At 73.1% G+C, this 14,106-nt stretch carries 15 protein-coding genes; 8 read left to right on the top strand and 7 right to left on the bottom strand.

Annotated features, from left to right (window positions below):
• The first annotated feature begins 22 nt into the window (after positions 1-22).
• Positions 23-439, top strand: a complete 417-nt coding sequence (locus tag AMK29_RS16405) for a DUF6153 family protein (protein WP_073813421.1) — start codon at positions 23-25, stop codon at positions 437-439.
• A 91-nt stretch (positions 440-530) separates the two neighbouring features.
• The gene (locus tag AMK29_RS16400) at positions 531-1,190 is read left to right on the top strand and encodes a DUF305 domain-containing protein (protein WP_073813420.1); all 660 of its coding nucleotides are present in this window, start codon (positions 531-533) and stop codon (positions 1,188-1,190) included.
• Positions 1,191-1,255: 65 nt separating this feature from the next.
• Here the strand turns inward: AMK29_RS16400 and AMK29_RS16395 are convergent, their stop codons facing one another.
• Entirely contained in the window at positions 1,256-2,929 is a 1,674-nt protein-coding gene (locus AMK29_RS16395; RefSeq protein WP_073813419.1) for an amidohydrolase, read from the bottom strand.
• Between the two features lie 138 nt (positions 2,930-3,067).
• Positions 3,068-4,474 (bottom strand): purine-cytosine permease family protein, encoded by a 1,407-nt coding sequence (locus AMK29_RS16390; RefSeq protein WP_073813417.1) that lies wholly within the window; start codon positions 4,472-4,474, stop codon positions 3,068-3,070.
• 147 nt (positions 4,475-4,621) lie between these two features.
• Here AMK29_RS16390 and AMK29_RS16385 point away from each other — a divergent pair, with 147 nt between their 5' ends.
• Positions 4,622-5,266 carry a TetR/AcrR family transcriptional regulator gene (locus tag AMK29_RS16385; protein ID WP_073813416.1) on the top strand — a complete coding sequence of 215 codons (645 nt, stop codon included), beginning with the start codon at positions 4,622-4,624 and terminating at the stop codon, positions 5,264-5,266.
• 7 nt (positions 5,267-5,273) lie between these two features.
• Here the strand turns inward: AMK29_RS16385 and AMK29_RS16380 are convergent, their stop codons facing one another.
• Positions 5,274-6,716: a dihydrolipoyl dehydrogenase family protein gene (locus AMK29_RS16380; RefSeq protein ID WP_073813414.1), complete on the bottom strand. Its 1,443-nt coding sequence runs from the start codon at positions 6,714-6,716 to the stop codon at positions 5,274-5,276.
• A gap of 115 nt (positions 6,717-6,831) precedes the next feature.
• On the opposite strand from AMK29_RS16380, the gene trxA reads away from it, so the two are divergent.
• The gene (trxA, locus tag AMK29_RS16375; RefSeq protein WP_073813413.1) at positions 6,832-7,197 is read left to right on the top strand and encodes a thioredoxin; all 366 of its coding nucleotides are present in this window, start codon (positions 6,832-6,834) and stop codon (positions 7,195-7,197) included.
• Between the two features lie 134 nt (positions 7,198-7,331).
• Here trxA and AMK29_RS16370 read toward each other — a convergent pair whose 3' ends face one another.
• Together AMK29_RS16370 and AMK29_RS16365 are read right to left on the bottom strand one after the other, a co-directional pair.
• Complete coding sequence (locus tag AMK29_RS16370; protein ID WP_073813411.1) at positions 7,332-7,619, bottom strand: hypothetical protein; 288 nt, start codon at positions 7,617-7,619, stop codon at positions 7,332-7,334.
• Between the two features lie 17 nt (positions 7,620-7,636).
• Entirely contained in the window at positions 7,637-8,671 is a 1,035-nt protein-coding gene (locus AMK29_RS16365; protein ID WP_073813859.1) for a LacI family DNA-binding transcriptional regulator, read from the bottom strand.
• Positions 8,672-8,826: 155 nt separating this feature from the next.
• On the opposite strand from AMK29_RS16365, the gene AMK29_RS16360 reads away from it, so the two are divergent.
• The 4 genes from AMK29_RS16360 to AMK29_RS16345 all read left to right on the top strand — a co-directional run bounded on the left by AMK29_RS16360 (position 8,827) and on the right by AMK29_RS16345 (position 12,583).
• Entirely contained in the window at positions 8,827-10,095 is a 1,269-nt protein-coding gene (locus tag AMK29_RS16360) for an MFS transporter (protein ID WP_073813410.1), read from the top strand.
• A 42-nt stretch (positions 10,096-10,137) separates the two neighbouring features.
• On the top strand, positions 10,138-10,845 hold the full coding sequence (locus AMK29_RS16355; protein WP_073813408.1) for an alpha/beta fold hydrolase: 708 nt from the start codon (positions 10,138-10,140) through the stop codon (positions 10,843-10,845).
• 14 nt (positions 10,846-10,859) lie between these two features.
• Positions 10,860-11,090 (top strand): hypothetical protein, encoded by a 231-nt coding sequence (locus AMK29_RS16350; protein ID WP_073813407.1) that lies wholly within the window; start codon positions 10,860-10,862, stop codon positions 11,088-11,090.
• An 83-nt stretch (positions 11,091-11,173) separates the two neighbouring features.
• A complete protein-coding gene (locus AMK29_RS16345) occupies positions 11,174-12,583 on the top strand; it encodes a flotillin family protein (RefSeq protein ID WP_073813405.1) in 1,410 nt (469 codons plus the stop codon).
• A 375-nt stretch (positions 12,584-12,958) separates the two neighbouring features.
• On the opposite strand, the gene AMK29_RS36720 is transcribed toward AMK29_RS16345, so the two are convergent.
• Positions 12,959-13,129, bottom strand: coding sequence for a hypothetical protein (locus tag AMK29_RS36720; protein WP_198942252.1), 171 nt, complete (start codon positions 13,127-13,129; stop codon positions 12,959-12,961).
• A gap of 77 nt (positions 13,130-13,206) precedes the next feature.
• Positions 13,207-14,037, bottom strand: a complete 831-nt coding sequence (locus AMK29_RS16340) for a TIGR02452 family protein (protein ID WP_073813404.1) — start codon at positions 14,035-14,037, stop codon at positions 13,207-13,209.
• Positions 14,038-14,106: the final 69 nt, after the last annotated feature.

Raw genomic sequence — 14,106 nt, 5'->3', positions numbered from 1 at the left:
CCTCGGCCAGGAGGTCCTGGCTGTGCGTACCCATCGAGCAGATCCCGGCAGACGGGCGGAAGGTGCCCTCGCGCACCTTCTGCTCGTCGTCGTGCTCGCGCTCGGGGTGTTCCTCATGCACTCCCTCGGCCACCCCGAGGGTTCCGGCGGGCACGGCGGGGCGACCGCCGCCTCCACCGCCTCAGCCCATGACACCCATGGCTCCCACGGGGGCGAGAGCTCCGACGCGCGGCACGCGCCGGGCACCGGGACGGACCCCACCACCCTCTGTGTGGCCGTCCTGGCCGGCTGGCTGCTCGTGGGGCTCGTCCGGGCCGCCCTCGGACGGCGCCCCCACTGGCTCGTCCTCCTCCTCGCCGGGCTCGCACCGGCCCTGCGGCCGCACGCGCCACCCCGCCGGCCTCCCGACCTCGCCCACCTGTCCGTCCTGCGGATCTAGGCCGTACCCCCGCCACGGGCGCCCCGCGCTGCCCGTGGGCTCCTTCGGCCTGCCCCTCTCCGTCCGTACGAACACACGAGGTCTCACGCGCATGCATGCCTTCGCCCACCGCACCACCCGCACCCTCGCCCTCGTCGGCGCCGCCGCAGCCGCCGGGCTCCTGCTCTCCGCCTGCGGCACGGACGGCGGCGGTACGAGCGGATCGGACCACAGCGGTCCGTCCGCCGCCGCGCCCTCCACGGCCACGGCCGCCGCCCCCGGGCCCTTCAACGACGCGGACGTCATGTTCGCGCAGATGATGATCCCCCACCACGAGCAGGCCCTGGAGATGGCCGGGCTCGCCGAGGGCCGGGCCCAGGACCCGGAGGTCAAGCAGCTGGTCACCGCGATCGAGCAGGCCCAGGACCCGGAGATCCAGAAGATGAAGGCCTGGCTGAAGGGCTGGGGCCGGCCCGAGTCAGCCGGTGACGGCTCCGGCGGTCACGGCTCCGGCGGTCACGGCTCCGGCGGTCACGCCATGGCCGGGATGCTGTCCGACAAGGACATGCAGGGCCTGGCCGCCGTCACGGGCAGGGACTTCGACCGCATGTTCGCCCGGCTGATGATCGCCCATCACGACGGCGCCGTCGCCATGGCCGAGGACGAGCGGAGGAACGGGCGCAACGCCACCGCGAAGTCGCTCGCCGACGACGTCGTACGGACCCAGTCCGCCGAGGTCACCGAACTGCGGAAGATCCTCGACCGACTCTGATTCCGCGCCGTTCCCGTCCCGTACGTGGCGCCGTGTGCGTACGGGACGGGAACGCGGACGACCGCTCAGCGCTCCACCACGACCTCCCCGCCCACCACCACCGTCTCCGCCACCGTGCCCGGGATCTCGTCCGGAGCGATGCGGAGGATGTCGCGGGAGAGGACGACGAAATCCGCCAGCTTGCCGACCGTCAGCGAACCCCGCTCCTCTTCGAGGAAGTTCGCGTACGCCGAACCCATCGTGTAGCCCTCGACGGCCGCGGCGACGTCGATCGTCTCGCCCGCCGTCCAGGCCTCCCCGCCGCCGGGCGGGCGGCGGGTCACGGCGGCGTGGATGCCGACCATGGGGTCCATCTCGGCGACGTTCCAGTCGCTGGAGAGGGCGAGGACCGCCCCGGCCGCGCGCAGGCTGCGCAGCGGCCAGGCCTTGTGCCAGCGGTCGGGGCCCACGTTCTCGGCCCAGTCCTGGCCGGGGCCCGCGATGTCCGGGGCCGCGTGCCGGGGCTGCATGCACGCGACCACGCCCAGGGCGGCGAAGCGCGGGGTGTCGGCCGGGTCCAGGCACTCGACGTGCACGATCTGGTGGCGCGCGTCGCGCGGTCCGTTGGCGGCGCGGGCCTCCTCGACGGCGTCGAGGACGGTACGGATGCCCCGGTCGCCGGTGGCGTGGACGAAGCACTGGAAGCCGCGCGCGTCGAGGCGGGTGAGCAGCTCGGCGAACTCGTCGGCCGGGTAGAAGGTGTCGCCGCGGTGGTGGGAGCAGCCCGCGTACGGTTCCAGGAGGGCGGCGGTACGGGGTTCCACGACGTCGTCGATGTACAGCTTGAGCGGGCCGACCCGCAGCCGGTCGTCGGCGTACGCGCCGGCCGCCGCCTCGAACGCGTCCAGGTCCGCGTCGGTCGTGCCGCGCGGGTGGAAGAGCGCGGCGACGATGCGGGAGCGCAGGCGTCCCTCGGCCCGGGCGCGGTCGAAGAGGGCCAGGTCGTCGAGGGAGTTCTGGGGTTCGACGACGGTGGTGATGCCGAAGCCGATGGCGTCGTCGAGGCTCTTGGCCAGCCTGCCGTACTGCCGGTCCGGCGACGCCCAGGGAACGCCCAGGTCGCGCAGGGCGCGGTGGCCCTCCCGGGAGAGTCCCTTGATGGCGAAGTCCTGGACGAAACCGGTCGGTTCTCCGGTGTCCGGGTCGGTGACCGCCCGGCCGAAGGGGAGGTCGGTGTGGTCGCGGTCGACACCGAGGCGCTTCAGCGCGGCGGTGTTGAGCCAGGCGGTGTGGACGTCGTAGCTGAGCACGAGGGCCGGGGTGTCACCGGTGGCGGGGTCGAGGTCCGCGGCGGTGGGCATGCGCCCGCCGGGGACTGCGGAGTAGTCGAAGGCCTCCGCCTCGATCCACTCGGCGTCCGGGTGCGCGGTGTGCCAGGCGCTGATGCGGGCGTGGATCTCGTCGAGACCGCGGGCGCCGGCGAGCTGGACGCAGGCGTCGTCGGAGCCGAGGCGGACGTGGTTGTGGGCGTCGACGAAGCCGGGCAGGACGAGCCGTCCTCCCGCGTCGAGGACCCGGGTGCCGGGACCGGTCCACGCGGCGGCGCCCGCGTCGGAACCGATCCAGACGATGCGCCCGGCACGGACCGCGAGCGCCTGCGCCTCGGGGAGTGCGGGATCGACGGTGTGGATCCGGGCTCCGACGAGGACCAGCTCGGCGGGAGCGAGGGGGGACGCGGGGGCGGGGGTGGGGCTGTTCATGCGGAGTGGCTCCGTGACGTGTCGTACGAGGGGTGGAGGGGTGGAGGGGTGCGTGTCCGTGGGAGGCTCGGCGTCTCCGGGGGGACGGACGGGGTCGCAGGGTGCGGTGAAGGTCTGGGGATTCGACGGGCCCCGTGCTCAGGGCCGTATCGGCCTGACCCGGCCCCGCGCGAGGAGCACGTACACCAGTGCCGAGACCCCCGCGCCGAGCAGGGTCAGGTCCGCGCCGCCGAGCGGTGCGACCAGGGGGCCCGTCCACAGTTCGGAGTCGCAGGTGAGCGCCGAGAAGAGGAGGCCGCAGAGGAGCGCCGTCAGGCCCGCCGGGTGCCAGCCGGAGCGGTATCCGTAGGCCCCGCCGGTGGTCGCGTGCAGTGCGGCGGAGTCGTAGGTGCAGCGGCGGAGCACCATGTCGGCGAGGAAGACCCCGCCCCACGGGGCGAAGACGATGATCAGGAGGGAGAGGAAGGAGAGGAGTGAGGTGGTGAAGTCGGTGAGGAAGAGGGCGCCGAGGGAGCCGGCGGCGGTCACGGCGGCGCTGATGACGAGGGCGCGGGCCCGGGTCCAGGGGATGCCGAGCACCTGGAGGTTCAGGCTCGACGAGTAGAGCGTGATGATCGAGTTGGTGACGGAGCCGCCGAGGACCAGGGCCAGGAAGAGGGGCTGGAACCAGCCGGGGAGCAGGCTCTCGGTGCCCGCGACGGCGTCGGTCATGTCGGCCTGGGTGGCGGCGGCCACGCCCGCGACGCCGAGGGCGACGGAGGAGACGAACCCGCCGAGGGCTCCGCTCCAGGTCACGGCCTTGAGGGAGGTGGTGCGGGGCAGGTAGCGGGTGTAGTCGGCGGGCATCGGGAGGTACGAGAAGGGGCCCGCGAGCATGACGACGAAGGCGAGGCTCCAGCCGGAGGCGCCGGGTGCCGCGGCGGGGGCGGACGTGTCGGCGCCGGGCAGGACGAGGACGAGCAGGGCGGCGAAGCCGGCGGCGAGGACGTAGGCCATCCAGCGTTCGGCGAACTGGACGGTCGCGTGGCCCCAGAGGGCGACGGCGAAGGTCAGCACGAGGGTCACGGCGAGGGCGAGGGCGCGCGAGGCGTGGCCGCCGTTCCATCCGAGGTCCGCGAAGAACGCTTCGAGGGCGAGGGTGCCGACCACGGTGTTGACGATGGTGTAGCCGATGCTGACGATCCAGTTGAGGAGCCCGGCGGGCCAGTTGCCGCGTCTGCCGAAGGCCGCGCGGGAGATGACGAGGGTGGCGGTGCCGGTGCGCACCCCGCTGAGCCCCGCCGCGCCGATGGCGAGGAAGGAGAGGCCGCCGATGACGACGACGGCGGTGGCCTGCCAGAAGGAGAGCCCGAAGGCGACGGCGAGGGCGCCGTTGATCACGTAGGTGAAGGTGAGGTTCGAACCGAACCAGAGCCAGAAGACGTCCTTGGCGCTTCCGTGCCGTTCGGCGTCGGGGATGGGGTCGATGCCGTGCTCCTCGACCTGGAACACCTCGTCCCGTCCCGTGGTCCCCGTGGTCACGGGCGTCGTCTCGTGTCCGAGCACACCGCACTCCTGTCTTGAATGCCGTTCTAAGTGTTAGAACGGCATTCAAGATGTGCGATGGGTTCAGGCCACGTCAAGACCTTCGGAGGTTGCGATTAAGGTCGACCTGTCGGGCGATGGCGGAGCGGCAGGACGGGGACAGCGGCGGTGGCACGGGCGGCACGACGGCGGGACGGGCACGTCACCCAGGAACGGATGCTGGAGGAGGCCATGGCGGCGATCGCCGAGGACGGCCTCGCCTCCCTCACCATGTCGGCGCTCGCGGAGCGGCTCGGCACCAGCGGCGGCCACATCCTGTACTACTTCGGCAGCAAGGACCTGCTGCTGCTCGCCGCCCTGCGGTGGAGCGAGGCGGTGCTCGCCGAGGAGCGCCGCGCCCTGCTCGCCCGGCGGCTCACGGCCGAGCGCAAGCTCGACGCGTTCCTGCGGCTCTACCTGCCGCGCGGCCCGCGCGACCCGCGCTGGACCCTGTGGATCGAGCTCTGGGCCCGCACCCCCGGCAACGGCGCGCTGCGCGAGGCCCAGGAGGAGCTGGACCGGGGCTGGCAGGAGGATCTGGAGGCGCTGCTCACGGCGGGCGTCGCGCGGCGACGGTTCGCCCCGCTCGACGCGGTCGCCCGTGCCTCCGAACTCCTGGCCCTGCTCGACGGGTTGAGCACCCGGGTCGTCCTGGGCCAGGAGTCCGGCCGTGATCCACGGCCCGCCCTGGAGGTCGCCCGCGCGGCAGCGCGGGCGCTCGTCGTCCCGTACCCGCCGGAGGGCGCCGAAAGCCTTCCAGGGCAGGTCGGTTGACCGTCCGTCAGCCCCGGTAGGCCTCCAGGAGGCGCAGCCACGCCTCGCTCAGCGTGGGATACGAGGGAACGGCGTGCCACAGGCGGGCGATCGGGACCTCGCCGACGACCGCGACCGTCGCCGAGTGGACCAGCTCACCGATGCCGGGACCGACGAAGGAGGCGCCGAGGACGACCTCCCGGTCGAGGTCGACGACCATCCGGGCGTGCCCCCGGTACCCCTGGGCGTAGAGGCCGGCTCCGGCGACCTGCCCCATGTCCAGGTCCACGGCCCGGACCCGGTGGCCGGCCTGCTCGGCCTCGGCGAGGCTGAGGCCGACGGCGGCCGCCTCGGGGTCGCTGAACACCACCTGCGGGACGGCGGCGTGGTCGGCGGTGGCGGCGTGGGCGCCCCAGCTCCCGTCGTCCAGCGATTCGTCGCCCCGGGCGCGGGCCGCGATCGCGGCCCCGGCGATACGTGCCTGGTACTTGCCCTGATGCGTCAGGAGCGCCCGGTGGTTGACGTCCCCGACGGCGTAGAGCCAGTCGCTGCCGATGACCCTGAGGCTGTCGTCGACGTCGAGCCAGGAGCCCGGCTTCAGGCCGACCGACTCCAGACCGATGTCCTCGGTGCGCGGGGCTCGGCCGGTCGCGAAGAGGACCTCGTCGGCCTCGACGTGGTCGCCGCCCTCCAGGACCACGGTGACCGGACCCGTACCCCCGTCGCGTACCACCGCGCTGACCGAGACACCGGTACGGATGTCCGCTCCGCGCGAGGTGAGCGCCTCGGCCACGTGTTCGCCGACGAAGGGCTCCATCCGGGGCAGCAGGCCATCGCCCCGCACGAGCATCGTGACCTTCGCGCCGAGGGCCTGCCAGGCGGTGGCCATCTCGACGCCCACCACTCCCCCGCCGACGACGGCCAGCCGCTCGGGCACGCGGCGTGCGCTGGTCGCCTCGCGGCTGGTCCAGGGCCGGGCCCCGGGCAGGCCGGGCAGCTCCGGGAGGACGGCGCGACTGCCGGTGCAGACGGCGACCGCGTGCCGGGCGGCGAGAACATGGCGCTCGCCCTCGGGGCCGGTCACCTCGATCCGGCGGGGGCCGAGGAAGCGGCCGTGACCCCGGAAGACCCGTACGCCGATGGAGTCCAGCCAGTCCACCTGGCCGTCGTCCTTCCAGTCGCCGACGACCTCGTCCCGGTGGGCGAAGACCTCCAGCGCGTCCAGCGGACCGTAGGCCGACTCCCGCAGTCCGGCGACCTTCCGGGCGTCGGAGCGGGCGATGGCGGGGCGGAGCAGCGCCTTGCTCGGCATGCAGGCCCAGTACGAGCACTCGCCGCCGATCAGCTCGCTCTCGACGATCGCGGCGCTGAGTCCCGCGGCCCGCACCCGGTCGACGACGTTCTCCCCCACCGGGCCCGCGCCGAGGACCACTACGTCGTACTCGTGTTCGTCTTCCACCGTTCGCGTCATGGATCACAGTCTGGCGCAGCGGGCCGGAATAGCGCGGCTCGATACGCCGTTGTGCCGGGCGAGTCCCCAGGGGACCGTGAGGACACCGCCAGGAGACCACCGAAAGGTAGGAAGCATGAGCACCGTAGAGCTCACCAAGGACAACTTCGACGAGATCGTGAGCGGGAACGAATTCGTCCTGATCGACTTCTGGGCTTCCTGGTGCGGTCCCTGCCGTCAGTTCGGTCCGGTCTTCGAGGCTGCCTCGGAGCGCCACCAGGACCTGGTCTTCGCCAAGGTGGACACCGAGGCCCAGCAGGAGCTGGCCGCCGCCTTCGAGATCCGCTCGATCCCGACGCTGATGATCGTGCGCGACAACGTGGCCGTGTTCGCGCAGCCGGGCGCGCTGCCGGAGACCGCCCTCGAGGACGTCATCGGACAGGCCCGCAAGCTGGACATGGACGAGGTCCGCAAGTCCATCGAGGCCGCCCAGGCGAAGTGACGCCGCCCCCCCGGCCGGGGGAGGCACCCCACCACGTGAGGGGGGTACGGGAGGTGCTCCCGTACCCCCCTCACGTGCGCCGTCCTCGCCCCCGCGCCCGGCAGGGGGCGGGTCAGTCGCGCGCGGGCGGGCGGTCAGTCGCGGGCGGGCGGACGGTCAGTCGCGGGCGGGCGGACGAGCGCCGTCAGGCCGTAGTCGAGTTCGCGTCCGTCGACCAGCAGAGCCTCGACGGTCCGGGTCTCGGGGTCGATGTCGGCCCGGAGCCCGTGTCCCTCGTAGATCGGATAGCCCGACTCGCCGCGCCGCCCGGTCGCCTCGACGACGGCCGAGCGGACGGCGCTGTCGGTGACGGAGGCGTCGCCCCGGTCCTCGACGTGGGCGGGCACCAGCAGGATCTCGAAACGCTTCGGAACTGTGCTCATGAACCGACGCTAAGCGTTCAGCTGGACTCCCGCCGGACGACCCGCGAGGCCAGCAGGTCGCGGCCGCGGGGCGGGGTCTCCGGTTCGCGTACGGCCCGGTCGACCAGCTCCGCGAGTTCGCGGCCGAGCACCATGTCGATGCGCACGGTGCTGAGCCGGGGGCGCAGCAGACGGCCGAGGAGCAGGTCGTCGGCGCCGACGACGGCGGTCTCGCCGGGCACGTCGACGCCCGCGTCCTGGAGCGCCCGCATCAGGAGCATCGCGTACTCGTCGTTGTAGGCGAAGACGGCGTCGAGGCCCAGCTCGCGCCAGCGCACGGCGAGCGCCCGCGCCGACTCCTCCTCGTACCGCAGCGGCAGCGGCACGACGGAGGCGTCCGTGCCCTCGACGGCGCGCCGGGCGCCGTCGAGGCGGGGCTCGGAGAACATCGCGAGCCCCGGCTCCTCCGGCATGACGACGCCGATCCGGCGACGGCCGGTCTCCACGAGGTGGGCGGTGGCCACCTCCCCGACGCGCCCCTGGTCCAGGACGAGGGCGTGGGTGCCCTCGACACCCCCGGTGCCGAGCGTGATCACGGCCCGGGCGCCGGACCGCTTCAGGATCTCGACGCCCGGTCCCGTGAGCTGGATCTCGCCCAGGGAGACCACGGCCACCGGCCGGAGTTCGGCCCAGGCGCGGGCGGCCTCCTCGGCCTCCAGGCCGACGCTGCCGTACTGGACGACCGTGTAGTCGAGGCGCCGCAGCGCCCACTGGAACTCGTTGAAGAACTGGCTGTAGAGCGGTCCGACCGGCACGTGGGAGGTCGGCAGCAGCACCATCCGGCTGTGGCCGGCCCGCAGGCTGCGGGCGGCAGCATGCGGGACGTACCCCAGTTCCTCGGCCGCCTCACGCACCCGGCGGCGGGTGGGCTCGCTGATGCGGACGGCCGAGGTGTTGTTCAGGACGTACGAGACGGTGGCCCGGGAGACGCCCGCGAGGCGGGCGACATCGGCGCTGGTCGGGACCGCGCGCCCGGTGGGGCGTCCGGAGGAGTGTTCGGTTGGCTGGCTCATCGCCACGGCATCTTTCCAGAACGGTCCGGCACGAGGTCTGGCGGATGGCCGGAATCGGGTGCTACACAGTGCTCACACGCGTCACTGACACGTGTAACCCTACCGCTCGATCCGCCTCTCGCCCCCTCGTCGGGCGATCTCCCCAGGAGGGCACCGTGGCCCTTTCCTCCCCCGGCACCGACCCGTCCGGCACCGGCTCGCCGTCGGCCGGCGCCGGCGCTCGCCCGGCCGCCCGGCCCACGCGCGGGCTGCTCCCCCTGCTCCTCGCCGGGAACACCGCGATGTACGCCCTGTACGTCGGCGTCCCCGGGATGCTCCTCGCGCTCCAGATCGAGGACATCGACCCCGTCGGCAAGGTGGCCAACTTCGGGCTCGTCTCCGGCATATCCGCGATCTTCGCGACCGTCTTCAACCCGGTCGCGGGCGCCCTCTCCGACCGCTCGGGCCGCCGCAACCCGTGGATCCTCGCCGGCGGGCTGCTCGCCCTCCCGGTGATGCTGCTCCTCGGCAGCGTGGACACGATCCTGCTGGTCACCATCGCCTGGTGTCTCGGCCAGGCCGTCATGAACGTCTACCAGGCCGCGCTGACCTCGGTGGTGCCCGACCGGGTGCCCCTGGCCGCCCGGGGCAAGGCCTCGGCGGCCGTCGGCCTCGGGCTCCCCGTCGGCTCGACGATCGGCGCTCTCGTCGGCGCGGCCTTCTCCGAGGACTACCGCACCGGCTACCTCGTCTTCGGCGCCGTCGTCGCGGCCACCGCCGTGCTCTTCACGAGCTGCGCCCGCGAGCGGCGCATGCCGGCCAGGGCCCCACTGCCGGTGAAGGAGCAGATCGCGGCCTTCGGCAGCGCCCTCAAGGACCACGACTTCCGCTGGGCCTTCATCGGCCGTGCCCTCCTGGTCCTCGGCTACTTCGCGGTGGCCGGGTTCCAGCTGTACATCCTCAAGGACCACGTCGACCTGCCGGCCGGGCTCAGCGCCGAGGAGGCCGTGGCGGTCCTCATGCCGCTCAACGCGGCCGCCATGGTGGTCTCCACCGTGCTCGGCGGCTGGCTCTCGGACCGGTACGACCGCCGCAAGCTCTTCGTGGGCGCCTCCGCCGCGCTCGCCGCCGTGGCTCTGCTCGTCCCGGCCGTCTCGGCGAGCTGGACGGCGATGCTGGTCTTCTCCGTCGTCAACGGCCTGGGCTTCGGCTGCTACATGGCCGTCGACACCGCCCTGGTGACCATGGTGCTCCCGAAGGCCGAGGACGCGGCCCGTGACATGGGTGTCCTCAACGTCGCCAACGCGGGCCCGCAGATCGTCGCCCCCTTCGTGGCCTCGCTCGTCGTCTCGCTGAGCGGCGGGTACACCGCGCTGTTCCTGATCGCGGCCGTACTGTCGGTACTCGGCGCGCTCGCCGTGCGCCCCATCCGCAGCGTGCGCTGACCCCTCCGGCGTGCGTGGAAGCACCGTCAGAAAGGCCGCACCGTGCGTCTGCACACGACCTCCTGGGGTTCCGGGGACCGGATCGCCCTGCTCGTCCACGGCATGATGGCCGACCACCGCACCTGGCGGCGGGTCGGGCCCGCGCTCGCGGAGCGCGGCTACCGGGTGATCGCGGTGGACCTCCGGGGCCACGGGAGGAGCGGGCGGGCCTCGGGGCCGGAGGAGTACCGCCCGGAGGACCACGCCGACGACCTCGTCGAGACCCTCCCGGCCGGTGCCGAGTTGGCCGTCGGGCACTCGCTCGGCGGGCTGGTCCTGGCCCGCGCCCTGGGGCGTCTCGCGCCGGCGCGCGCGGTCTACTCCGACCCCGCGTGGCACCTCGGGGCGGGCCCCGCCGGCTACCGCGCCGAACTCTTCGTCCGGGGGAAGTCGTTGACCAGGGAGCAGATCCGGGGGTTCAACCCGCACTGGTCGGACGAGGACGTCGACACCGAGATGGCGTCGGTACGGGACTGGGACGAGCGGTCGGCGTTCGGTCTGACCGGCTCCGTGGGGGCCGACCTGTGGCCCGCCCGCGCCGAGGTCCCCTCGCTCGTCACGCTGGCCGACCCGAGCACGCTCGTCTCCCCCGTCTCGGCCCGGATGCTGGAGGGCCGCGGGTTCACCGTCCGCACGGTGGAGAAGGCGGGCCACACCATCCACCGGGACGACTTCGAGGGATTCATGTCCGCGCTCGACAGCTGGATCTGACGTACCGTTCAGGCATGGACGACGCGTCGATGGACCCCTCGATGGTGGGACTGCTCGGCCGGGTGACCGGCACGATCGGGCCGGGTCTCGTCGGTGAGGTGATCGTCCGGATCCGGGGAGGAGCCGAGCACTTCCTCGCCCATCCGGCGGCCCCCAAGGAGCGGATCGATGTCGGAACGGTCGTGATGGTCATGGAACATCTCCCTCCGCGCACCGTCTATGTCACAGCCGCGTACGACAGTTGACGGAACCGTTGAGTGGCGCCCGTCACAGGCGCACACTCCTTTCACCGGATCCGTGTCGGCTCCGGTGAAGGGGGACCCAGTCCATGGGCATCGGCATTCTGGCGGGCGTCGTCGTCGGCGCCTTCGCCGTTCTCATCGGTGTGTTCAAAATGATGTGGCGCGTCGCTGAACCCAACGAGGCGCTGATCATCTCCGGTTCCAACCACAAGAACGAGGGCCTCGGCGCGGGTATGGGGTTCCGCATCGTCACCGGGCGCGGCACGCTCGTGCTGCCCGGGGTGCAGGCGGTGCGCAAGCTCTCGCTCGACCTCAACGAGACCCAGCTGTCCGTCGAATGCGTCACCCACCAGGGCATTCCGCTCAAGGTCCGCGGTGTGGTGATCTTCAAGGTCGGTGACGACTTCGTGTCGATCGCCAACGCCGCCCGCCGCTTCCTCGATCAGCAGAAGCTGATGTCGGAGCGGGTCCACATCGTCTTCGCCGGTCATCTCCGCGCCATCGTCGGCGGGTTGACCGTGGAGGACATGATCCGTGACCGGGAGAAGCTGACCGGGCAGGCCCGTTCGGCCTGTGGCACGGAGATGGAGAAACTCGGTCTGATCGTCGACTCGCTGCAGATCCACGAGATCGAGGACCCGACCGGGTACATCAAGAACCTGGCCGCCCCGCACGCGGCCGCCGTCCAGCGGGACGCGCGGATCGCGCAGGCCGAGGCGAACCGGCGGGCGACCGAGGCGGAGCAGCAGGCCGCGGCACGCATGTCGGAGGCGACCCGCGACAGCGAGATCCTCCAGGCGGGTTACCAGGCCGAGCGGGACCAGGCGTCCGCGCGGGCCCGGCAGGCCGGTCCGCTGGCGGAGGCGGCCTCGCGCCAGGAGGTCGTCGTCCAGGAGACGCGGGTCGCCGAGCTGGAGGGGCACCGCAAGGAGCAGCAGCTCCAGGCGGAGGTCCGCAAGCCGGCCGACGCGATGGCGTACGAGACCCGGACGCTGGCCGCGGCCGAGCGTGACGCCCGGATCTCGGCGGCCGAGGCGGAGGCGAAGGAGACGGAGCTGGCGAGCGCGGCCAAGGCCACGGCGACCCGGCTCACTGGTGAGGCGGAGGCGGCGGCACAGCACGCGAAGGGTCTCGCGGTCGCCGAGGCCACGCGTGCGAAGGGTCTGGCGGAGGCCGAGGCGATCAAGGCGCGTGCGGCGGCGCTCGCGGAGAACCAGGAGGCCGTCGTCGCCCAGCAGTTGGCCGAGAAGTGGCCGGAGATCGTCTCCGCGGGTGCGTCGGCGTTCGGGAACGTGGACCAGATGGTGCTGCTCAACGGCGCCGACGGGATGGCGGACGTGTTCGCCAAGGCGCTGACCATGGGCGGCACGGGTCTCGGTCTGGCCCGGCAGCTGCTCTCCACGATGAACCCGGGGGCTCCCGAGCGGCTGGGGGCGGTGCCGTCGCCGCGCTCGTCGGAGGAGAGTGTGGAGATCACGGTCGGCGACGGGGAGTGACGACGGGAGGCTGACCGCGGGAAGGGCCGGGGCCCGACGCCATGTGCGGCGCCGGGCCCCGCGCGTATCCCGGTCGCGGCCGCCGGCCGACGCCCCCACGGCGGACCGGCCAGGCGCGATTGCGGACGACCACCCCACGGCGGACGGGCCCGGCGGGATCACGGCCGACAACCGCGTGGCGGACGGGCCCGGCGCGACCAAGCCGCCAACGCCACGCCGGCGGGCCCGGCGCGACCACGGCCCCGACAACGCCACGGCAGCGGGCCCGGCGCCACCACGTGCGCCGGGCCCTGCGCGTGCTCCGGTCGGTTCCGCGTCTCGCTCGCGCGGACCAGGGCGTGTTTCGGAAGTATCGTCGTTCGCCCGGAGGGCGCCCTAGTTGTGGCCGAACTTGCGTTCCTTGCGGTGGGACGCGTGCTCGACGAGCGGCATCGACGTCTCTCTCGTGGGGGACGCCGTCGCCTTCTCCTTCGCGGCCGCGTCGGTGCGGTGTTCGTGGCCGCCGGTACGGGCTCCCCGATTCGTCCGGGTCTGTTTCTTGCCCACGATCGTGCCTCCCGTGACGGGTTTCGGACTGCGGTCCGTATCCCCTCAGCGTGGCACGCGGGCTGGAAAGCCGCATGTCAGAGCGGGCGCCCCAGGACGCGGGCGAAGGCGGCGAGCGTCGGCGTGCCGGGCGCCCGGTCCAGTACGGCGAAGACGACCTCCTCGAAGTGACCGGCGAAGCGGCCGTCGCCGGTGAGCAGAGCGCGGAAGGCGCCCGCGACCTGCTCCGGATCGTTCCGGAAGACTCCGCAGCCCCAGGCGCCGAGCACGAGTCGCCGGTAGCCGCCCGCGGCCGCCGTCTCCAGGACGCGCTCGGTGCGGGACGCGAGGGCGGCGGGCAGACGGTCGGCGAGCTCGGGGGTGCGGCGCCGGACGACGCCCGCGTTGGGGGCGGGCGAGGTGAGGAAGCCGACGGTGAAGGGTTCGGCGAGGAGGGCTCCCCGGTCGTCGCGGAAAACCGGCACCCGGGGCGAGTGGATGACCCGGTCGGTGTAGAAGACGTCCCGGTCGTCGCGGTGGTGGGCGTAGTAGTCCGGGGCGCGCAGCAGTGTGGCGTGGAGGGCGGAGGAGCGGCAGAGGGCCTCCTCCTGGGCCTGGGCGCCGTTGAGGTAGCCGCCGCCGGGGTTGCGGGCGGAGGCGAAGTTCAGGACGGCGACGGGGCGGGTGGCGTCGGCGCCGGTCATCCTGCGAGCGGCCGCCAGGCTGCTCTCGCCGGTGACCTCGATCGCGGGCGTGCGGTCGGTGTCGGGGGTGACCTCGACGGGGCCGGGGCCGTGGAGGCGGGTTCCGGCCAGGGCGGCGGTCAGGTCGCGGGTGAGGGAGACGGTCCGGCCGTCGGGAGCCCGGTAGTGCCCCTCGGCCACGATCTCCTCGGTCTGCCGCGCGATCGCGCGCAGTCGTGCACTCATGCCGCCCAGCTTGATCGTTTCGTCCCGTTCGGCACAACGGGATTTCCGGGGTCCGGCGGGTGCCTCCGG

It is taken from the genome of Streptomyces sp. CB02261 (assembly GCF_001905665.1).
Taxonomy (GTDB): Bacteria; Actinomycetota; Actinomycetes; order Streptomycetales; family Streptomycetaceae; genus Streptomyces.
This window is presented reverse-complemented; position numbering and strand designations above follow the sequence as displayed.

What these genes read in the sequence shown, in the direction of transcription:
- AMK29_RS16400 (WP_073813420.1), top strand. Translation starts at nt 531, where the DNA reads ATGCATGCCTTCGCCCACCGCACCACCCGCACCCTCGCCCTCGTCGGC.
- AMK29_RS16395 (WP_073813419.1), bottom strand. Translation starts at nt 2,929, where the DNA reads ATGAACAGCCCCACCCCCGCCCCCGCGTCCCCCCTCGCTCCCGCCGAG.
- AMK29_RS16380 (WP_073813414.1), bottom strand. Translation starts at nt 6,716, where the DNA reads ATGACGCGAACGGTGGAAGACGAACACGAGTACGACGTAGTGGTCCTC.
- trxA (WP_073813413.1), top strand. Translation starts at nt 6,832, where the DNA reads ATGAGCACCGTAGAGCTCACCAAGGACAACTTCGACGAGATCGTGAGC.
- AMK29_RS16370 (WP_073813411.1), bottom strand. Translation starts at nt 7,619, where the DNA reads ATGAGCACAGTTCCGAAGCGTTTCGAGATCCTGCTGGTGCCCGCCCAC.
- AMK29_RS16365 (WP_073813859.1), bottom strand. Translation starts at nt 8,671, where the DNA reads ATGAGCCAGCCAACCGAACACTCCTCCGGACGCCCCACCGGGCGCGCG.
- AMK29_RS16350 (WP_073813407.1), top strand. Translation starts at nt 10,860, where the DNA reads ATGGACGACGCGTCGATGGACCCCTCGATGGTGGGACTGCTCGGCCGG.
- AMK29_RS16345 (WP_073813405.1), top strand. Translation starts at nt 11,174, where the DNA reads ATGGGCATCGGCATTCTGGCGGGCGTCGTCGTCGGCGCCTTCGCCGTT.
- AMK29_RS16340 (WP_073813404.1), bottom strand. Translation starts at nt 14,037, where the DNA reads ATGAGTGCACGACTGCGCGCGATCGCGCGGCAGACCGAGGAGATCGTG.